Here is a 19,201-nt window from a genome sequence, read left to right as displayed (position 1 = left end):
CGCCGGCGTGCAGTTGCCTGCGTCACGTCTTTTCCCGGCGGCCCCGCCGGGTCTCATCTGGGGGTTGTGACCACGGTCGAAATGCGGCCGGAATCAGACTACCCGAGGACGATTGTAAACATCGTCAATCGATGCGGGACACCGGCGAGGCCATGGGACTTGCTATCGAATGTGGTCGCGAGATCTGTGAATTGTGACAAGGGTTGCGCCGACTGTTCATCAACCTGCGAGAGCGAAAGCTCGCGAGGCGAGATACACCGGGTTGCGGTCAGGGGCGGAGTGTGGTGTTCGGGGTGACGCCGTAGGTTTCGCGATAAACGGCGGCGAAGCGGGCGGTGTGGGGGAAGCCCCAGCGGGCAGCGATGGCAGCCACCGTGTCGCCGACGGCCGGGTCGGCGTCTCGCAGGTCGCGGTGGGCGTGGTCGAGACGGACTCGCCGGAGGTAGGCCGTGGGGGTAGTGGCCCGGTGGCGGCGGAAGGCGTAGTTCAGTGCACGGGTTCCGATGCGGGCGGCGTCGGCGATGTCGGTGATTGTGATGGGGGATTGGGCGTGGGTTTCGATGAACGCGATGGCCCGGCGAACAGCGGCCGGGGCGGGGCCGGGTTCGGGCCGGGTGTCGTCGTCGAGCCCGCTGTGGGTGAAGGTCGTGAGCATCGTCGTGGCGAGCAGCCGGGTCGCCCCGGAGAGGATGATCGGGTTGGCCGCCGTGGCCGGGTTGCCGAGAACGGTCTGGCGGACGTAGTCGACGGTGGTGAGCCAGCGCCGGCACGGATCCGGTGCGGGGGTGCGTTCCCAGTCGAAGGCTAGTCCGCTCCTGGGCAGGCCGGCGGTCTCGGCGGCGGTGTTCACCACCGCCTGCCGGCTCAGCGCGACGCTCCCGACCTTCACCGGTTCGGTGCGGGCAAAGGCGCAGGCGAAGGCGGCGGCGCGCGGCGGCAGCAGCCTCGGTTGGCGGAAGCCGAATGCGACGGTGTGCCTGCCGGCGCCGATTTCGAACCGGGTTCGCGGGTTCAACGCGGTCAGGATGGCCAGTTCGTCCGATGGTTCGATGGTGACCTGCGGAACCGGGAGGTCTGGATGTCCACCAGGGTCAGGTCCCCAGCGGTGATCAGCCGCACCGAACCGGCGAAGGGTTTCTGCGCACGGCCGGTGACGCGTTCCCGGAAGGGATGAGGTTGTTCTCGAACCAGCCACGGAACTCGTCGAAGTCGGCCGACCGGAAACGTGTTTCCCGTATCGGCGGAGCGACTGCGGTGGGCATAGGAGGACCTCTTCGGTGATGTGCGGTTTTGCCGCGGAGCGACCGCGCGGGCGCTTTTGTCGCGCCTCGCGCCTTCGGTGTGCGAAGACTTGCACACACAGGGAGTGATCAACAATGCTCCGCGCGGGTCTGCCTGATGACGTCGAGCGCGGGCGTCCACCATGGCTTGGCCGGGTGTCCCCGCGGTGGTTTGGGTGATTCACCAGGACGGGGCTCGTCGAACTGTAACGAGTACAAGGCTTTCCCGCGGGCATTGACGATGCGCCACACCCTTCTTAGGCTTGCGCAAACGAAGATGATCTTTGTGTGGAAGGGGCGTGATGACAGGAGTGCCGCCGGTTCGGGCGTTCACGGACTCCGCTCCCGAAGCGACTGACGGTTCGGCGGGTGCGTGAGTCGTGAGCGAAAACGCCCGCGAAATCCAGACCGTGACGGGGCCGGTGCCCGTCGACCGGCTCGGAGTCGTGCTTCCGCACGAGCACCTGTTCAACGACCTGTCGGCGGTGGTGAGCGAACCAGGCCACCCGCTCGCCGATCTGCCGGTATCCCCGTCCGACGCCTGGCGACTGCGCCGCGACCCGTACTGCAGCCGGGACAACCTCGGCGGCAAGGCGCTCGAAGACGTGCTGCGCGAGATCGACGTCTTCCGTGCCGTCGGCGGCGCAACGATCGTCGACGTCACCCCGAGCGCGGCGATCGGGCGCGATCCCGTGCGTCTGCGCCGCGCGGCCGAGTTGTCCGGTGTCACCGTCGTCATGGGATGCGGGTCGTACTTCGAGAAGTTCGAGGCAGGTCACGCCGGCCGGTCCGTGGACGTCCAGGGCGCGGCCATCGACGACGAGCTGACCCACGGGGACCCGCGGCACCACGTGCGGCCGGGGATCATCGGGGAGATCGGCGTGTCGCCGGCCTTCACCCAGGGCGAGCAGGTATCCCTGCGCGCCGCTGCGCTGGCGCAGCTCAATCACCCGCGGGTGCCGCTGATGATCCACCTCCCCGGATGGCGCCGGCTGGGCCACGCCGTCCTGGACGTGGTCGTCGACGAGATCGGCGTGGCCGCCGATCGTGTGGTGCTGGCGCACATGGACCCCTCCGGCACGGATCCCGCGTACCAGGTCTCCCTCGCGGACCGCGGGGTCTGGCTCGAGTTCGACATGATCGGCATGGACATCACCTTTCCCGGTGAGGGAACGGCGCCGTCAGCGGAAGTCACCGCGGACGTCGTCTCGGCCTTGATCTGGCGCGGTTACGGCACCCAGCTGCTCCTCAGCCACGACCTCTTCCTCAAGCAGATGTGGACCAGGAACGGCGGCAACGGGCTGGCGTTCGTCCCGGCTGTCTTCACCTCGATGTTGCTGGCCAGGGGTGTGGAGGCCGCGACGTCCGCGTCGATCCTCCGCCGGAACCCGGCCCGGATGCTTTCCGGCAACACTTCTGCGCCCTCAAGGGGAGGTGTGACCACATGACCGGCGAGTTCGATCTGCCCCGGCCGGGCAGGGAGGACGACGAGCACGTCCGGGCGCTGGCTCAGCTCGGGACGTCAGTGCCGCCCATCGGTGTCCACCGGCTCGGCATGCATCGCGGTGCGGTCGAAGTCCGAACACGGACTGCCGCTGTCGCGAGCCGACCGCTCGGCCGCGGCAGCGCGGATCCTCACCGCGCCCCCATCGGTCGAACACGACCATCGCGAAAATCGCGGGGGCGTCGGGCAAACGGTTGCCGTGCTGCGCAAACGAACCGACTTCGCGCCATCAGGACCCGACGTCCGGGTGGGACGCGACGGAAGGACGCGGCCGGTCGATCCCGCGGCGGCCGGTTGCGCGCGGCGGAGTGCCTCGCAGTCGGCATCACCCCGCAACGGCCAAAGACGTAAAGGATCGCCTGCGGCGCGACGAAGATCCGCTGCCGCCCCGGGCCGGGGGAACCGCGAGGAGGACGGCGACCGGCCGGAAGCCGGGTGAACGTGACACCGCTGCGACCGGTCAGCCCCGCGACGGCGGTGACCTTCGAGGTGCCGGCGCGGGATCCGTCTCTGCGGCACACCGAGGGTGGCCGGGCCGCGGACGTGCCGGCGAGCCGCGGGTTCGATCGCGGCGGAAACGCGGCGGCCAGATAGCTCCGGCGGGATGCGCGCGAGGGAGGCGCATCCCGCCGGTCCGGCCGGTTCAAGCTCGGAAGTCCGAGCTTGAACCGACCCTCTCGCCGGGTCACCTCAGCCTCCCCGCGATGTTGTCCAGCACGGGTGTGCCGCTGCGGGCGGACGCACTTGAGTGCCACTCCGACAGGTGGAACGCTCGCGGCGGCAGATGCCGTTGGGTAATGGGGCTTACGCCGGTCGAGCGCTCCTGAGGTGACTGCGGACCAGGGGAAGTACCGGATCCGGGAGCCGGTCGCGATCGACCTTGCCGCTCGTCGTACGCGGGAACTCCGTGAGGACGTCGAGGTGACCGGGAATCATGTACACCGGGAGCCGGGACGCCAGCAGCGACAGCACCGAGTTCCGGTCGATCTCCCGCGCCGGACCTTCGGGCACGGCGAAGGCGGCGAGTGCGGAACAGCCGTTGTGGACGGTGACGCACGCGGAGCGGATAGCGGGGTGTTCGGCCAGCACCGATTCGATCTCGGCGAGTTCGACGCGGAACCCCCGCACCTTCACCTGGCCGTCGGCGCGGCCGACGAATTCGAGTTCGTCATCGTCGTTCCAGCGCACGAAGTCACCGGTCCGGTGGCAGCGCCGCGGACCGTCGCCGAGGCCGTCGAGCGTCGGGAATCGCTGCGCCGTCAGGCCGGGGTCGTTGACGTAGCCCCGTGCGAGCGTCTCGCCGCTGATGATCAGCTCGCCCGTCTCGCCGCGCGGCACCGGAGCCAGTTCCTCGTCGACGACGTGTAGTTCGTAGCCGGAGAGCGGGCGGCCGATGGTCACCGGGCGGCCGGGAAGGCATTCGGCCGCGGTGGAGTTGACCGTGGCTTCGGTCGGCCCGTACACGTTGAAGATCCGCAGACCCGGCCGATGCCATTTGCCGACCAGCCGGTCGGAGCAGACTTCGCCGCTCAGGACCAGCGTTCGAAGCGTGGGGATCGGCTGAGACATCTTGGAGAGCAGGCTCGGAATGGTCGAGAGATAGGTGATCCCGAGACCTGCGACGTGCCGGCCGTCGTCGTCGCCGAAGCGCGGCGCGTCGACGTCCGGGACGACGAGAGCCGACCCGTTGGAGAAGGCCATCCAGATCTCCTCGACCGAACCGTCGAAGCTCATTGGGAATCCCTGGTACACCCGGTCGCAGGCGGCCGTCGGGCAGACTTCGTTGAAGGCCTTGATGTATTCGCTGACCTGGCCGTGTTCGGCCATGATGCCTTTGGGGCGGCCCGAGGTGCCCGAGGTGTAGACGACGTAGGCCAGGTCGGTGGGGCGCACGCGAGCCTCGTCAGGACCGAGCCGGATGGTGGACAACAGGGACGGCTGGTCGATCGGCACGATCTCTACACCCTCGATGGTGTCCGGCAGGGCGCCGAGGCGCGGGGTTTCACCGAGGCAGAGGGAGATCTTAAGTTCGCGGACGATGTGCCCGATCCGCTCGGCCGGCCACCCACGCTCGAGCGGAACGTAGGCCACTCCGGCCTTGTGACAGGCAAGGGCGGCGAGAATCGGCAGTTCGGAGCGGTGCAGGTAGAGCCCCACGGCGTCCCGCTCGCGGGCTCCGGCCCGGCGAATCCGGCGAGCCAGCTGGTTGGCGCGGACGTCGACTTCCCGGTAGGTCAGGCGCACGGGTCCGCATTCGAGGGCGAGGGCGTCGGGAGTCAGATCGACTTGGCGCTCGAAGACTTCGTGGAGGCACCGAGCGTCCGGCTTCGTCAACGGTGATTTCCTTTCGCTGTGCGGAAAAGGACGTGCGCGGTAGGTGATGCGGCATTCCCGTCTCCGGGCGATGTGTCATTTCATCGGCGGTGTTTCGGCGCGGCGGGCGGCGAGTGCGGCCATCGCCCGGTGCGTTCCCGACGGCTCGGTGAGGTTCAGCCCAGTGACTTCCGCGATACGTCTGAGCCGGTAGTCGATCGTGTTCGGGTGGACGTTCAACCGGGTGGCGGTGCGGCGGCGGTTCTGGTTGTTGTCCAGGTAGCACGTCAACGTTTCGGCCAGCTCCGGGTACCGGTCGAGCGGTTCGAGCACGGCGGCGAGGTGCCGCCGTGCCGGGCCCGGCCGGGTCAGCTGGTACTCGACCAGGACGTCGTCGAGGCGGTAAAGCCCTGGTGGGCGCTCGAACCAGCGCAGCACGTCCAGTACCTCGGTGTTCTGCGCCGCCGCTGCCCGGATCCGGTCCGGCGCGGCGACGGTGCCCGCGGCGGTCACCTGCACCCCCGCCGCCCGCCCGGCCGCCTCGACGATCTCGGTCCAACGGGCCCAGGAGACGTCCTTCTCCGCCGGGATGAGCACGATCCCGCCCCGGGCGGTCAGCGACGCCATGGCTTCGCCATCGCTGGCCGCGGCGAACGTGTTGGTCAGTCGCCGGAGCACCCGGCGCGTCACGATCGTCGTGTTCACGCCGGGGTGCAACTCGTCGGAGTGCCTGCCGACGGTGAGGTTCAGCACCAGGTACCGCGACGCCGGCACGTCCGCCGCAGGCGGCGCGTTGTCGCTCAGCAGAGCCGAGAGCATGACCTGCTTCGTGTCCTGTTCGGCGCCGGTCCGCTGGCGGACGTCCTCCACGTAGCCGCCGGCGGCGGCCATCATCACTTCCCGGACGCAGTCGAACAGCCGGACGCCGAGCTCACGGACCGCGTCCAGGTCCTGAGGGCCGGCCGGCGCGCTCAGCTGCTGGAAGAGGCTCTGCAGGCTGTGGCAGTACCCGGCCAGCAGGACGCCCACGGGCATGCCCTCCTCGGCGCGGCGCCCTGCAGACTCGGCCAGCCGGTCGCGTTCACGCGGTGTGGCCGTCGCGCCGTCGCGCAGCCATCGGGCGAACAACCGGACGACGGCGGAACTGATCGACAGCACCTCGTCTCGGATGAACTCCGGCGGGAGCCTGCGGAAGTCGGTGCTGTTCCGGTGGTTGTTCTCGAGCATTCGCTCGACGATGTCCGGCAGCTCGTCCACCAGGACCCGGTCGACCGGAACGCCGGCGATGACCAGCGGCTGCGGAACCGGCTGCGCCGGCGCCAGACCGTCCACAACGGACGTGTTCATCGGGGATCACACCTCGAATCCAGGTCGGCGGAGAAAGACGGGTATTCTGCATACCCGTCGGTATGTTAACTGTTTTCCCGACCCTTGTAAATCTTGTTCCGGCACCCTGAACTGCGGTTTCGAGGTGACGGTTCCCACAGGAAATGCGCGTCAGGCTCTGTTGTAGCGCCCGGCCACGAACCGGCCCGCCCGCTCGAAATCGCCGTTGTAGAAGTAACCGGTGTGGCCGAGTCCCGGCGAAACCACGAGGCCCCGGCAAACGACGTCGGCCGGAGTGCAGAACTCGCGGGTCCGCTCGGCGTAGACCGGGCTCGACGTGCCGATCGACTGGCCGGCGCCGCCGATCGGGTTGCCGAAGGTCGTCACGGCGACGATCCGGGACCGGAGGCTGGTGGGCACGGTCGCCCCGGCGCCCAGCCGCGTCCTCACGCCGAGCGCGATCGAGACGACGGTGGCACCCTGCGAGTAGCCGCCGAGCACGAACTTCGTCCCCGGGCAGGCGGTGGCGGTGGACCGCAGGTGACGGACGAGGTCGTCCGCCCCCAGTCCGGTCCCGCTCGGGTTGACGAGCGCCGGGTAGCGCACGCCGTAGGACGAGATGGTCACCCCGCGCAGGGCGCTCCGGACAGCGGCCAGGTGCCAGGCCCCGGCGACGCCCACGTAGGGGATGTCGTAGGTGGCCCGCGCGAAGACGACGTCCAGATCGCTGCAGGAGGACGCCGGGGCGGCGGTCGCCGGAACGGCTCCGGCGGTCGTCGCGACCAGTGCGGCGGCGCCGAGGGCGATGCGGGCGAGGGCGGACAGCATGGTGTGCTCCGGGAACGTGGTGGTGGTCGATGCCCGAGTACATCGGCCGGTGCTCGGCCCGGTCAAGATCATGTCGCGCATTTGGGAATCGTCGCGAGTACGTCCCGGGTGTTTGTAGTTCGTCACAGATCCGTCCGGATTCGGATGGATCTGTGACAAAAAAGTGGTCGACGTAACTCGGGTCCGGGCGGCGCCATGTCTCGGTGCGAACTCGCCGTCGACGTCGTCGCGCGAGGCGGGCGCACCCGGGCACTTAGCCAGGTACAACGTGCCGGGAGCGCCCGCGCCTCCACCAGGTGAGTCGTCGCGTGGCCCGGCTGCAGCCCCTCGATGCAGCCGAACCGCCGCTGACCTCCCGGGCCCGTGTCGCCTACGAACAGGACGTTGCTGTCGCTCCGGGTGATCCCGACCAGCGGGCGGAGACCCCGAGCGAGGGTGAGTAGATCATCCGGCTCCACCAGAAGCTGCCGTTGTTGGTGGAGTAGCCCTGGGTGTACCCGGTTGCGCATTGCACGGCCCGTAGCGATGTCGACGGGCTGTCGCCGTTCCAGCTGGTGCGTGCCCAGTTGGTCTTGCAGGTAGGTGACCAGCGCAGTTCGACATAGGACCCGGTGCCGGGGATGCGGGCGGATACGACGGTGTACGCGTCGGCACTGCATCCGCTGCTCTCGGGATCCTTTCCGGAGCAGTAATCGCCATAGCACGTCACCGCCGAGGCTGCGGGGGCCGCGATGACCCCGGCCCCGAGGACGGCTGCCGTGAGTGCGAGCGAGGTGACGGTCTTCTTCATCTTAATTCTCCTCCGTCGATGAGTGAGCGATGCCGGGCGCACCGGTCGTGACACCGGGTCCGGCGAGCCCGGAGTAGTCGATTTCGACGATGCGTCCGTTGCCCGGACGGTTTGCCGCGCTGCGAGCGAGGTCGCGCGCGATGAACGCTCGCAGCAGCCAGCGATCGCGCCCGTCGCCGCGTCGCGGGAACGGGCTGCGTCCGTGAAAGGAGCCGTGATTGTCGACGATCAGGAGATCGCCCGGCTCGAGGTAGATTCGCCTGGCGGCTTCGCTTGCTGCCTGGTGAAGCCGGTCCAGTGCACTCTGACTGTCAGAGTCCAGGCCGATTGTTTCGGCGAAATCGCACCTCAGGCGCGGAGTGTCTTCCGAGCCGGTCAGGACTCTGATGGGCTGGACGTACAACGGTCCCGGTATGCCGGAGCCGCGCAGGAACGACCCGTCGACCGTCGTCGCGAACCGTGACTGCCTCAGCGCCTTGCACGTGTCGTGGTCGAGCCGCGCCAGTACGTCCGAGACCGGGCTCAGCAGCGTCGCCGCCGGATGCTCTGGATCTGCGCGCAGGCACAGGAGCGCGATGAAGTCGGCTCGGGTATCGGTGAACGCGGTCTCACAGTGCATCTCCAGCAGCGAGGTGCTCGAGATGGACTGCTGGGTCTCTTCGAAGCCGGCGACGGGCAGGATATCCTGGATGATCTGACCACCGAGTTCGGGTTTGAATCCGAACTGTTCCCCGAGCGGGGCCACCAGGACACTGAGCGCCTTCGCGGCCGATAGCATGGTTCCGGTGCCGAGGTCGGCGTGTTCAGGAGTGGCCGGGACGTTGCCGAGCGGGACGTTGCGGATCAGGAGGCCACCTGCGGTGCTGCCTTTCGCGCGCAAGTCCAGCAAAGCGGCGCGGAGGTAACGTGGCATGTGGTCGGACAGCAGTTGAGCCTCGAGCACATAGGCGTCGGGATCTGCGACAGGGTTGGTGTATTGGCAGTCGTCAATCGCCGCTGTCAGCGCGTGTTTTTGCGTGGTGTCGAGTTCGATCGTCATGAGGGGGGCCGGCGGTGGTGAGCTCATCGTCTCCTGCTTCGTATCGATCACGGCACGACGAAGTCGCGGTTGGTTGACGATCAATCTAGGAAGCCGTTGGGGTCAGACGAAGATCGATTGCCACGGAGAAATCCATAGTGCAAGAAGTGTTCACAGCTCAAGTATCATGTGGTAGTGACCGGTGGCTCCAAATATCGTTCCGGCCGTCCGGCCGGCACGTCGGCCAGCAAGGACGCCGACACGGCTGCCGTCGCGCGAGCCGCATGGCTGCTCAGGACCTCGCGCATACACAGCGCTGATCCTGACTGCCGAACCTTAAGCACCTTCAGTCGGCGTCTGAAACTTCCCGACCGTCGCGTCGACAGTCCTACGTTGTCGCGCTGGGAAACCGGAGCGGCAAAGATCACATACAACGGGGTTCGTGCCTACGAAGACGTGCTTGATCTGCGGAGTCATTCACTCGTATCGGTGATCGACACCATCTACCGCTACTCGTCTTCTCAGACCAGAGCGAAGCCCGCGTTGACTCGCCGCCCACTGTCCGATCCTGAATCCGCAGTTCGGCTGCTGAATGAATTTTTTGAGAAAGGCTCTTCCAAAACAAGTGTTTCCGGTCGCGAATGGGACGATTTCAGTGCCCTCGTCGCCCAGGAGTCGGCGATCGTTCCCGTTCCCCGGTCGGCGTGGTCTGCACTCCTGCACAGGCTGATGCACGAGATCATTTGCGCCGACGGCGTCCACTGGATGCTGCGATTCGAGGCCCTCAACCGTCTGCTCGCACACCCCACCATAGGTGCGCTTGGCGTCGAAGCGCTGCATGAAACGATCGAAGACCGCGCTGTGCAGAGCCTGGTGGGTACGGCCTGTCTGTACGACGCCACGGCCCATCGTCGAGCCAGTGACGATGTCGTCCACTACCTCGAAGCGCCGCCTGACGAACGCGTCTTGAAGGGTGTGCTCATGGCGTGCGTGCGGAAGCTACACCAAGGCCATTTCAATGCGCCCGATCTCACTGCATTGTCACCCCTAGTGGCGGACACGATCACCGACGCAACATCCGCGACCAACGAAATGAAGTCACTCGCCATTGCAATCCTTCGGGCGATCCCGGCGCATCTCCAGCATCGGTCGAGCAAATCCCTTCTCCCGAAACTGCTCCAAAATCACGAATTTCGTTCGGTGTACCAAAATCACTCCCTTCTCGCTCCGGGAAAAAGTGCACTGGTGGCGCAGCGCGTCTACAATTTATCGATCGTGCACTTCGGGCGCACTCATGAGGCGCGCACCGACGAAATGCTTTCGGAACTCGTTCAAGAGATGCTCTTCCATCCGGTTTTCGACGCGCGGCTTTACGCATCCTTTCTCATCTACTTGAGTCCATATCGGGCCAGTGTTGCCGCTGCGCTCCTGCAAGAAGTCGCTGCGAACCGGCCTACCGAGGACTTTGCGTGGATAACCACGCTTTTTGAATCATTGAGAATACTTGGAGGTCAACGGGAGCGCGAGGCTGTTCAGCGCTATGTTGTCGCGAGCGGAGTGGCCGACTCGGTGAATGACGCGGCCGCCTACGCGCTCGGTCATATCGGCGGTGTCAGCGGGGAAGGTTTCTGGAAAACCGCCGTTGTGAGCTATGTCGACGTCTACAAGAACCACAAACATCGAGAGTCCATTCTCGACCGAATCGTGTATGCCATGGGAATTCAGGGTCATCATGTCCAGCTTCGAGAAATTCTCGGGAAGAACCACGATGTTCCCGAAGCGGTCCGCCGTTCCGCCCGGTGGTGGCTCGATCAGCCGCCACACATTCTTCGCAGCGCCGCTTCGTGATCGAGTCCTTGTCTGCTGCGTCGACCACGTGATCCGGCTGACCTGCGCCGTCGCACTACTGCTCACGGCGACGCGGAGTTCAGGCGCCTTGACTGACCTGCGGTGATCCGGACATAATGTCCGCCCGCGTGTCCGGGGCGATGATCCTGGTCCTCACTTGGCTCCGGCGCTCGCGCTTGACCGAGCTCGTTGCCGGCACGCCTCCGTGGGCATGAGTGGCGAGGTAGTCGGCATGTCACCCAGCAGTGCATTTCTGGTCCTGACCACACCTTGTCGGTGCGGCTCCCGCGAACAGGACTCATCATTTCGCGTTCTGTTCGCAGGATACGGCTCGCCCCCATGGCCCGTGTGAGTGCGAGTCCGGGCACGCCGGTGGTCGCGGTCAGCGCGGCGGCCCGATTGCCACTTGCTGCCGGAGCGTGGCGACGGCGATCGAGCGCGGTGCTGGCAGCAGTCCGCCTGTTCGCGGGTTCGAGGGTGAGCCATGTCTGTGGGGAGGGCGCCTGGCTCAGGCTGATTCCGGGGTCGTCGCCAGCGGCTCTTGGGTGGCGTCACGAGCTGATCGTGCGCGTCCGACTGCGCGGAGAGGTCAGTTGCTCTGGCAACCCTTGGGCGGTGGTGGTGATGAGTTTCGGGCAGGGGCTGAGGTGGTATGCGTTGATCTAGGACGACGGAAAGTCAGCTGGCTTGCGCCGTGTGGGGCACATTCGATTGAAGACGTTCTCGATGGCGTGAATCGACCTTGTCATTTTATCGGTGATTTGCATAAACGAGAGAGTGGTCGCCACTAAGGTGGTAACGGGATTGCCTGTGGTGAGCGTGATCTCTAAAATCGAGAATTGTTCCGGTGTCTCGCTTTCGCGGTCAACTTTGAGGAAGGCTGTTCTATGGCAACTGCTCCCAGTATCGATCCGACAGTGGTGCAGAAGATTGATCTCTGCTTCGCGCACGCGGATACGAACAATGACGGCGTCGTCGACGGTTCCGACATTCTTAGCTTCGCCGCGCGGATCATCGTCGCGCTCGGCGAGCCGTTCGGCTCGCCCAAGGCGATCAACCTGCTCCAGGTCGCGGACGGGTGGTGGAAGGGGCTCGCCGCGTTGATGGACACCGACCAGAACGGTGTGATCGACCAGGCCGAGTACCGCGCGCACATGCTGAAGCTCGTCGAGGCCGGCGCCGGGATGGAGGAGACGATCCGCCCGCTCGCCGTCGCCATCGGTCAGCTCTGCGACCGGGACGACGACGGGGTCATCAGCGCGGACGAGTTCGGTCATTTCCAGCGTGCGGTCGGCTCGGCTCCGGAATCGGCGCAGGTCGCTTTCGACAAGCTCGACACCAACGGTGACGGCTTCCTCGACGTCGACGAGCTCGTCGCCGCATTCCGGGACTTCTACTCCGGCACGGACCCGGAACTGATCGGCAACTGGCTTTACGGCGGGACGGCCAAGTAACGGCATTGCCGGGCAGGCGCGCACCCGGCGAGCGCGCCTGCCCGCAGGGCCTCAGCAGCCGGTGGCGTAGTCACTGAGGCGTCGCAGGGCGGGGCTGATCGCGTACTTCGCCCAGGTCGCAACGGCACCCGCCAGCGGACGGCAGGGCGGGGTGAAGTCGGCGCCGAAGCGGTAGGTGATCAGACAGCCGCCGCCGTCCTGCGGTTCGATCCGCACCTGTTCGACGACCTTGCTGAACACCTTGGGGCGCATGCGCTCGGCACTGAAACACCAGAGGTGCGGCTCTTCCCAGCCGATGAAGACCTGTTCGAACTTCACCAGGCCCCGGTAGAAGTACACCTCTCGAGTGGTGCCGACACCGTATGGCGGGGGCGAAGTCGCTGCGACCTGTGACACGATGCCGCCCAGCCACCCTTTCGCATGGTTGATGTCTTTGAGCGCGGCGAAGACGGCTCTGTCCGGCGCGGGGGACAGGTGGGACAGCTCGACCTGATGGGGAGCGGTGTCCAGGAACTCCATGGATTGCAGCTCGAGTCTGCTCACTAGCTTCCTCCAGTGTGGATGGTCGGCGACAGGTCCGGTCTGGTTCGGGCCCCGGGCATGGTGAGCTCCACCTCGCTGATCCGCCGGTAGTGCCGGGTCACCGCCGCCGCGAGCTGTCCGGGTGTGGCCAGTGCACCGCTGTCGGCCTTGCGCACCCGGGTCAACGCCTGGTCGAGCTCGTCCTCGGCCAGGCGCACCGCACCGGGATCCGATCCCTTCTGACGGTGCAGCGCCCCGGCCGCGAAGGCCCAGGCGAGCGCCTTGCCCGCCAGTGCCCGATGCCATTCCCGGTCCACAGCGGACTCGATCCGGCGTTCGGCCACGGCCGTGCGCAGCCGCTCGGCGATCTCCGCCCCGGCAAGCTCTCGCAGCAGGGTGTCGACGTGGCCGGGCTGGTGGACCGCCCGGTTGCCGAGGAAGTTGAGCAGCACCTCGGTGGTCCCTTCGAAGATTCGGTACACACGGAGGTCCCGGTACTGCCGCGCCGCGGTGTTCGCCTCGTCATACCCACGGCCGCCGAGCAACTGCACGAGATCGTCCGCCGCCCGCACTGCCCACTCGCTGGTCAGCACCTTCGCGGCGACCACGGACTCCATCGAGACCGGCAGACCCGCGTCGAATCGCTCGGCCAGGCCGTACACGAGGGCCTCTGCGGTCTCGACGCACGCCGCGGTCCGGCCCAGCACGGCCAGCGCGGCGGCCCGCTCGACCAGGGGCCCGCCGGCCACTCGGCGCCCGTCGGCGAAGCGGAACCCCAGCTGCAGCAGGCGTTTCATCGCGCCGAGCGCGGCGGTGGCAAGCGCGAACCGGGAGACGCCCATGGAGTCACTGGCGACCAGCACGCCCCGTCCGCCGCCCAGGAGCTGCCCTGCCGGGACGGCGACGTCCTGAAAGCGCATCCGGTTCTGGACCATGCCGCGCTGGCCCGAGGACAGGTGCTCCTCACCTGCGTGTACCCCGGGGCAGGCCGCGGGTACGGCGAACGCCGTGATGCCCGTGGGCTCGCCTTGCTCGCCGGCCACGCGGGCGAGCACCGTCAGGACGCCGGCCCAGGAACCGTTGCCGATCCAGTGCTTCTCCCCGGTCAGCCGCCAGCCGCCGCCGGGTGCCAGGCGAGCCGTGGTGGTGATCCGCCCGAAGTCGCTGCCCGCGCCCGGTTCGGTCTGCGCGTAGGCGCCGAGCACCCGGCCACCGGCGAGCAGGGGCAGCCACTCCGCCTTGAACCCTTCGGTCGCCCAGACCGACAACGCCCGGGTGCCCGGGTAGACCGAGGTCACCACCCACGTGGCCAGGCCGGTGTCGATCGCGGCGAGCTGCTCGAACACCCGCGCGGCATCCGTGAAACGCAGCGCCGTGCCGCCGTGCCGTTCTTCGATCAGCGGTCCGAGCAGGCCCGCTCGGCCGAAGTCCAGTGCGATGTACGGCGGGATGCAGCGGCGTTCGTCGATGAGCAGCGAGTTGATCCGCCGCTCCGAGTAGTCGCGCAGCCAGCTGATCTGCTCGTCGGCGCGCCGGCGGCTCACCGCCGCCGGCGCGGTGGTCGTGCGGGTGAGCAGAACGGCCGGGCTGTCGATCACGGCAGGGGCGCCAGGTCGAGCGTCGCGAGGAAGTGCCGCCGGATGCCGCTGATCCTGGCGATGACCGTTCCGTCGGGCGCGGTCGCCGTGTACTTGTTCTGGGTCGCTGATCCCTGCAGGTCGATACCGAGTGGATAGCGTTCGGCCAGCTCGCGATCGGTGGTCCGCAGGTACAGGTCGATGCTGTCGATGCGCGTCGGCACCCCCATCGTCACCCGGCCGGGGGGCGTGACCGGGAAGTAGCAGGTCCGGCCGAGGGCGTCCAGAAGAAGGACCGGAAGGGCCGCGTGGTTGAACGCGTCCCCGGGACTGAGCCGGGGCTGGAACCGCGCCCGGGTCCGGGTGTCGTCGGAACTGATGTCGACGATGTTGCCGAACACCCCGGTCAGGTGGGCCGGCCAGCCGAGCCGGCAGGACGGGTCGAGCAGGCGGATGCCAGAGTCGAACGGCGAGACCTCCGGCGCCGGCTGCGGATCCGGCTCGCCGAGCACGACGTCGAGCACGGCGTGGACACGGTCGGTGCGCAGCACCTGGCCGCCGGGGGCGATCACGTCGGAGGACAGCCGGACCCGGACCACCTCACCGGGAACGACGGTTTCGGCCAGCACGCGGTACCGCGCCGCCTTCGGCCGCCGGGGGTCCGCGAGCGCGTACTGGGTGAAGGTGAGGTCACGCAGCTGCCGCACCGGCACACCGGGACAGAGCCGGCCAGCCGCCTCGGCGGCCATCGCGGCCAGGACCATGACCGGCAGCGACGGGCGGCCGTTGATGAGGTGTTCGAGCAGGTAGTCGTCACGACCGGGCTGTGCGCTCCAGGTCCAGCTCGCGCGGTCGGGGGTCTGCTCGGCCGGTTCGCCGAGCAGTGCCGAGCCCGCCGGGGGCCGGACGTCACCGAGCAGGGCGGGGAACCGTTTCGCGGTGATCAGCCGGTCGTGCTCGGTGGTGTAGATCGGCGCCGGATCCGACTTGCCCGCGGCCGCGAGCTCGGCGCGGAACAGGAGACCGCCTTCGGCGTCGCCGATACCCCCGGCCGCGCCGATCGCGTCCATCCTCTTGCGGGTCTCCTCGTCGGAGGCCCCGCCACTGTCCTCCCACATGCCCCAGTTGACGGTGACCGTGGTGTGCCCCAGCAGCCGCGCCTCGTAGCGGGCGGCGGCGGCCAGGTACTCACTGCCCGCGTTGTAGTCGGTTTCGCCTGCCAGTCCGGAAAGGACGATCGTGGACCCGAAGTTGCACCAGATCCCGGGCAAGAGCGCGGCGAACGCCGTCTTGAGGTTGCGGTAGCCGGTGACCTTGGTGGCGATCACCCGGCGGAAGCCCGCCAGGCTCTTGCCGGTGTAGCGCGCGGACGCCAGGACCACGGCGGAGTTCACCACCAGGTCGACCCGCTCGTGCCGGGAACCGATGGTCTCGGCGGCCCGGGTGACGGCGGCGGCGTCGCTGACGTCGCACTGGAGGTAGTGCACCCGGTCCTCGCCGCACAGCTCCTTCAGCCGCCGCACGGTGGCGGCGGCTTCCCGGGAACGCCAGAGGTGGTCGAACCGGCGGTTGGCCTCGGCCACCCCCGCGCCGGACTCGCGCTCGCGCTGGATGAACGCGGTGCGCAGGCGGGGCCGGTCCGCGTCGTCGGCGGCGAGGACGTCAGCCGGCACCGCGTTGGGATCGCTGCGGCCGAGCAGCCACAGCACCGGGCGGGACCGGCGGGCCAGGCCGGCTAGCACGTTCGCGGTCAGCCCGCGCGCACCCCCGACGGCTACCACCACCGGCTCCGGGCCCAGGCCCGTGCCCGTGGTCTGGGGGATCGGTGCGGGACAGAGCGTGTCGACGTGCCGGAGACCGCCGCGGTAGTAGACGAGCGGGGCGTCGCGGTCGCTGCCGGTCTCGGCGGCCAGCTCCTCCAGGGCGCGCGGCAGCGGGGCGTCGGTGACCAGGGCACGGACCCGCTCCGGCGGGATCTCCCAGCCCAGGCTCCTGGCGAACCCGGTGAACAGCGCCGCGTCGGGGTGCAGCAGGAAGCCGGTGAGCGGGTCGAGCACGGTGACCGCGAAACTGCCCTCGGCCAAGCCGTCGCCGCACTTCTGGCTGACCTGCAGGGTGAGCTCGAGCAGCCGGTCCAGCCCCGGATCCGTTTGGCACCACTGCTCGATCGGCCGGTGCGTGTCGGCGAAGACCCGCACGTGCTGCCGGCCTGGGACCTGGGCCAGCAGCTCGGTCGTGCTCGTCTCGTCGAGTGTCGCCGGGATCAGCAGCGCCTCGGCTGCCCGGACCGGCTCGGCGAGTTCGGCGGCCAGCTCGGGAGTGCTGACCAGCACCACCGACCGGGGCGGGATCGCGGGCGTCGCGGTGTGCAGCGGGGTCGCGTCCGCGCGTCGCGGGGCCGTGACCCACCGGGTGGTCCGGGGTTCGGCCGGGGTGACGGTGACCCGGATGCCGGGCGACGGCGACTCGACCTCGGCGCGTGTCCCGCGGACCGTGCGGCGCAGCAGGGTCACGATGTCCGTGGCACCCAGGTAGTCGTGGCTGTCCGTCACCTCGTCCCCGGTCTGGGACACCGGGGCGAGCGCGCTGCCGACCTCGGCCACGACCGGCCAGCCGTGGGCGCGGGCCGTCTCGGCGCGGGCGAACGCGAGCAGGAACGCGCCCTCGGCCAGCCGGGCCTGGTCCCGATGCGTGAACTCGGCGGCGATCGCGGTCGCCGACTCGTTGATCGTCAGCACCATGGCCAGGTCCATCCGTCCCTGCCGCAGGTAGCGCAGGGCGGCGTGCACGGTGGAGAGGCCGGAGCCGGCGCCGGCGTCGAAGGACATCGTCGGCCCGCGCATGTCCCACCGGTTGGCCACCCGGTACAGCCCGATGCACGGCGCCATGCCGGGCAACGTCTCCTTCGTGATGCGCTGCCGGGCGCGCACCTCGGCCAGCTCCTCCGCGTAGGCCGCCCGCTCGGCCGCGTCCCACGGCACGGTGTCCAGGTGCCCGGCCGAGGCCCGGATGGTGCAGTCGACCAGGCTGCGCGTGGGTCCCCACACCCCGCCCAGCACCCCGGTGGTGTCCCGCACGTCCGCCCACATCTCCCCGTGCTCGGTGACGAACCGGTGGGCCACGTCCAGCGCCATGAGCTGGCTGCGGTCGACCACGCCCAGCACTGCGGGCGGCAGCTTGCTCGCGGCGAAGGACGGGGCCGGGTACTGCTCGCCGAAACCGTGCTCGGGCGGGTTCTCGCCGGTGGCCAGCCATTCGCGGACCCGCTCCGGCTCGAGCGCGCCGGGCAGCCAGGCACTCCAGGCGGTGAGCACCAGCGGCTCCCCCGGCCCGGCCGGCGGTCGTGGTGGCGGGGCCTTGGTGATCCGGTCGCTGACGATCAGGTGGCTGTTGGAGCCGCCCAGGCCGATCCCGCTGATACCGACCACGCGCGGCCGATCACCCTTCGGCCAGTCCACCGGCTGGGTGGGAACGTGGATCTTGCCGTCCCGCAGCGCCGCGTTCGGCGTGGTGAACTTCGCCTGGGCGGGGATCCGCTCGTGGGTCAAAGCTTGGACCGCGTGGATGACCGAGAGGCCGCCCGCCGCCATACTGGCGTGGCCCAGCAGCGACTTGTTCGACGAGCACCAGAGATCGCGTTCGCCGGCCAGGTACTGGTAACTGTCGACCTCGAGCTGGTCGGCGACGGTGTTACCGGTGGCGTGGGCGAGGATCCAGGACAGGTCGTCCGCGGTGACCCCGGCCTCGCGCCAGGCCCTCGTGATCGCCCGCCGCAGCCCGGCCGGGTTGGGTGTGATGACGGTCTTGCCGCGGCCGTCGGCCGACATCGCGCTGGAGTTGAGGACCGCGAAGGCCTCGTCGCCGTCGGCGAGCGCCTGGTCGTATCGTTTGAGCACCACCATCGTGGCCGCCTCGGACATCATCGTCCCGTCGGCGGCGACGTCGAGGGAGCGGACCTCGTTGCGCCGGGACCGGCCGCCTTCGAGCATGGTGGAGGCCACGGTCATCAACCGGCCGACGCCGTGCACGGCGCCGCAGTAGGCGACGTCGCAGTCGCCGGCCAGCAGGCTCGACATCCCGATGTCCATCGCGAAGAGCCCGGAAGCGCAGGCCGCGTTCACCGTCAGCCAGTCGGTGTCGTTGGGGAGCAGCCCGGCGGTGGCGCCGCGCACGACCCCGTCCGGCATGGTGAGCCAGGGCTGGGCGCCGGCGTAGGGATGGTGCTTCCGGAGGAGTTCCCGAAGCTGCTGTTCGCGTCCGGCTTGCGTTTCCTCGTCGTCGGCCAGCCGGCGGGACAGCCGCTGCGCCAGGTACGAAACCAGCACGGAGTCCTCGGCCAGGAGGGTGCCGCCCGTCCAGGCGGCCACGTAGCAGCCGGCTCGCTGACCGGGACGTGGCGTCACGTCGTCCATGGCCTGCAGCAGGACGTTGCGCAGCCACAGCACTTCGCTGTTGACCTGCTCCCACTCGCCTCGCTGGATCTCCGCGGCCAGCGTCGGATGCGGGGTGAACTCGCCGACGTAGGCGGAGATCACGCTGAAGGCCCGGTCCTCGACCTCGGGGGACTGCAGTGGCGCACCGGGGAACCGGAGCGGGCCGGTGAACCGCGATTCGTTCCCGCACAGCAGTTCCCACAGTTCCTTCGTGTCGTCCGCCCCGGGCGCGAGCGCCCCGAGCCCCACGATGGCCACGGCTCGGGTACCGGTGTCCTCAACCTGCGACATGGTTGGCCTCCTGGCTG

12 protein-coding genes are annotated in these 19,201 nt (G+C 68.6%); 3 read left to right on the top strand and 9 right to left on the bottom strand.

The window, feature by feature from the left end:
- Window positions 1-268 precede the first annotated feature (268 nt).
- A complete protein-coding gene (locus ACIOD2_RS46875; protein WP_400552196.1) occupies window positions 269-1,195 on the bottom strand; it encodes a helix-turn-helix transcriptional regulator in 927 nt (308 codons plus the stop codon).
- A 465-nt stretch (window positions 1,196-1,660) separates the two neighbouring features.
- Here ACIOD2_RS46875 and ACIOD2_RS46870 point away from each other — a divergent pair, with 465 nt between their 5' ends.
- On the top strand, window positions 1,661-2,728 hold the full coding sequence (locus ACIOD2_RS46870) for a phosphotriesterase (protein WP_400552194.1): 1,068 nt from the start codon (window positions 1,661-1,663) through the stop codon (window positions 2,726-2,728).
- An 860-nt stretch (window positions 2,729-3,588) separates the two neighbouring features.
- On the opposite strand, the gene ACIOD2_RS46865 is transcribed toward ACIOD2_RS46870, so the two are convergent.
- The 5 genes from ACIOD2_RS46865 to ACIOD2_RS46845 form a co-directional block, all read right to left on the bottom strand.
- Window positions 3,589-5,118, bottom strand: a complete 1,530-nt coding sequence (locus ACIOD2_RS46865) for an amino acid adenylation domain-containing protein (RefSeq protein ID WP_400552192.1) — start codon at window positions 5,116-5,118, stop codon at window positions 3,589-3,591.
- A 75-nt stretch (window positions 5,119-5,193) separates the two neighbouring features.
- Window positions 5,194-6,444: a PucR family transcriptional regulator gene (locus tag ACIOD2_RS46860; protein ID WP_400552190.1), complete on the bottom strand. Its 1,251-nt coding sequence runs from the start codon at window positions 6,442-6,444 to the stop codon at window positions 5,194-5,196.
- Window positions 6,445-6,594: 150 nt separating this feature from the next.
- Window positions 6,595-7,332, bottom strand: coding sequence for a cutinase family protein (locus ACIOD2_RS46855; RefSeq protein ID WP_400552188.1), 738 nt, complete (start codon window positions 7,330-7,332; stop codon window positions 6,595-6,597).
- A 289-nt stretch (window positions 7,333-7,621) separates the two neighbouring features.
- Complete coding sequence (locus ACIOD2_RS46850) at window positions 7,622-8,041, bottom strand: DUF2690 domain-containing protein (RefSeq protein ID WP_400552186.1); 420 nt, start codon at window positions 8,039-8,041, stop codon at window positions 7,622-7,624.
- A gap of 1 nt (window position 8,042) precedes the next feature.
- Entirely contained in the window at window positions 8,043-9,131 is a 1,089-nt protein-coding gene (locus tag ACIOD2_RS46845; protein ID WP_400552185.1) for a TauD/TfdA family dioxygenase, read from the bottom strand.
- A 123-nt stretch (window positions 9,132-9,254) separates the two neighbouring features.
- Between ACIOD2_RS46845 and ACIOD2_RS46840 the strand changes: the two genes are divergently transcribed.
- A complete protein-coding gene (locus ACIOD2_RS46840) occupies window positions 9,255-10,907 on the top strand; it encodes a hypothetical protein (RefSeq protein ID WP_400552183.1) in 1,653 nt (550 codons plus the stop codon).
- Between the two features lie 839 nt (window positions 10,908-11,746).
- Window positions 11,747-12,361 (top strand): EF-hand domain-containing protein, encoded by a 615-nt coding sequence (locus ACIOD2_RS46835; RefSeq protein WP_400552181.1) that lies wholly within the window; start codon window positions 11,747-11,749, stop codon window positions 12,359-12,361.
- Window positions 12,362-12,412: 51 nt separating this feature from the next.
- Here the strand turns inward: ACIOD2_RS46835 and ACIOD2_RS46830 are convergent, their stop codons facing one another.
- The 3 genes from ACIOD2_RS46830 to ACIOD2_RS46820 are packed head-to-tail and all read right to left on the bottom strand — an operon-like array spanning window position 12,413 to window position 19,184.
- The gene (locus ACIOD2_RS46830; protein WP_400552179.1) at window positions 12,413-12,880 is read right to left on the bottom strand and encodes an SRPBCC family protein; all 468 of its coding nucleotides are present in this window, start codon (window positions 12,878-12,880) and stop codon (window positions 12,413-12,415) included.
- A 23-nt stretch (window positions 12,881-12,903) separates the two neighbouring features.
- Window positions 12,904-14,481: an acyl-CoA dehydrogenase family protein gene (locus ACIOD2_RS46825; RefSeq protein ID WP_400552178.1), complete on the bottom strand. Its 1,578-nt coding sequence runs from the start codon at window positions 14,479-14,481 to the stop codon at window positions 12,904-12,906.
- A complete protein-coding gene (locus ACIOD2_RS46820; protein WP_400552176.1) occupies window positions 14,478-19,184 on the bottom strand; it encodes an SDR family oxidoreductase in 4,707 nt (1,568 codons plus the stop codon). The genes ACIOD2_RS46825 and ACIOD2_RS46820 overlap by 4 nt, the downstream gene beginning before the upstream one ends.
- Window positions 19,185-19,201 lie beyond the last annotated feature (17 nt).

It is taken from the genome of Amycolatopsis sp. NPDC088138 (genome assembly GCF_044741685.1).
Classification (GTDB): Bacteria; Actinomycetota; Actinomycetes; order Mycobacteriales; family Pseudonocardiaceae; genus Amycolatopsis.
The sequence above is the reverse complement of the archived record's forward strand: the minus strand, read 5'-3'. Positions and strand labels throughout refer to the sequence as shown.

Bases quoted from the DNA above. Each gene is read 5' to 3' on its own strand.
- ACIOD2_RS46860 (WP_400552190.1), bottom strand. From the start codon at position 6,444: ATGAACACGTCCGTTGTGGACGGTCTGGCGCCGGCGCAGCCGGTTCCG.
- ACIOD2_RS46855 (WP_400552188.1), bottom strand. From the start codon at position 7,332: ATGCGCGACATGATCTTGACCGGGCCGAGCACCGGCCGATGTACTCGG.
- ACIOD2_RS46850 (WP_400552186.1), bottom strand. From the start codon at position 8,041: ATGAAGAAGACCGTCACCTCGCTCGCACTCACGGCAGCCGTCCTCGGG.
- ACIOD2_RS46830 (WP_400552179.1), bottom strand. From the start codon at position 12,880: ATGGAGTTCCTGGACACCGCTCCCCATCAGGTCGAGCTGTCCCACCTG.
- ACIOD2_RS46820 (WP_400552176.1), bottom strand. From the start codon at position 19,184: ATGTCGCAGGTTGAGGACACCGGTACCCGAGCCGTGGCCATCGTGGGG.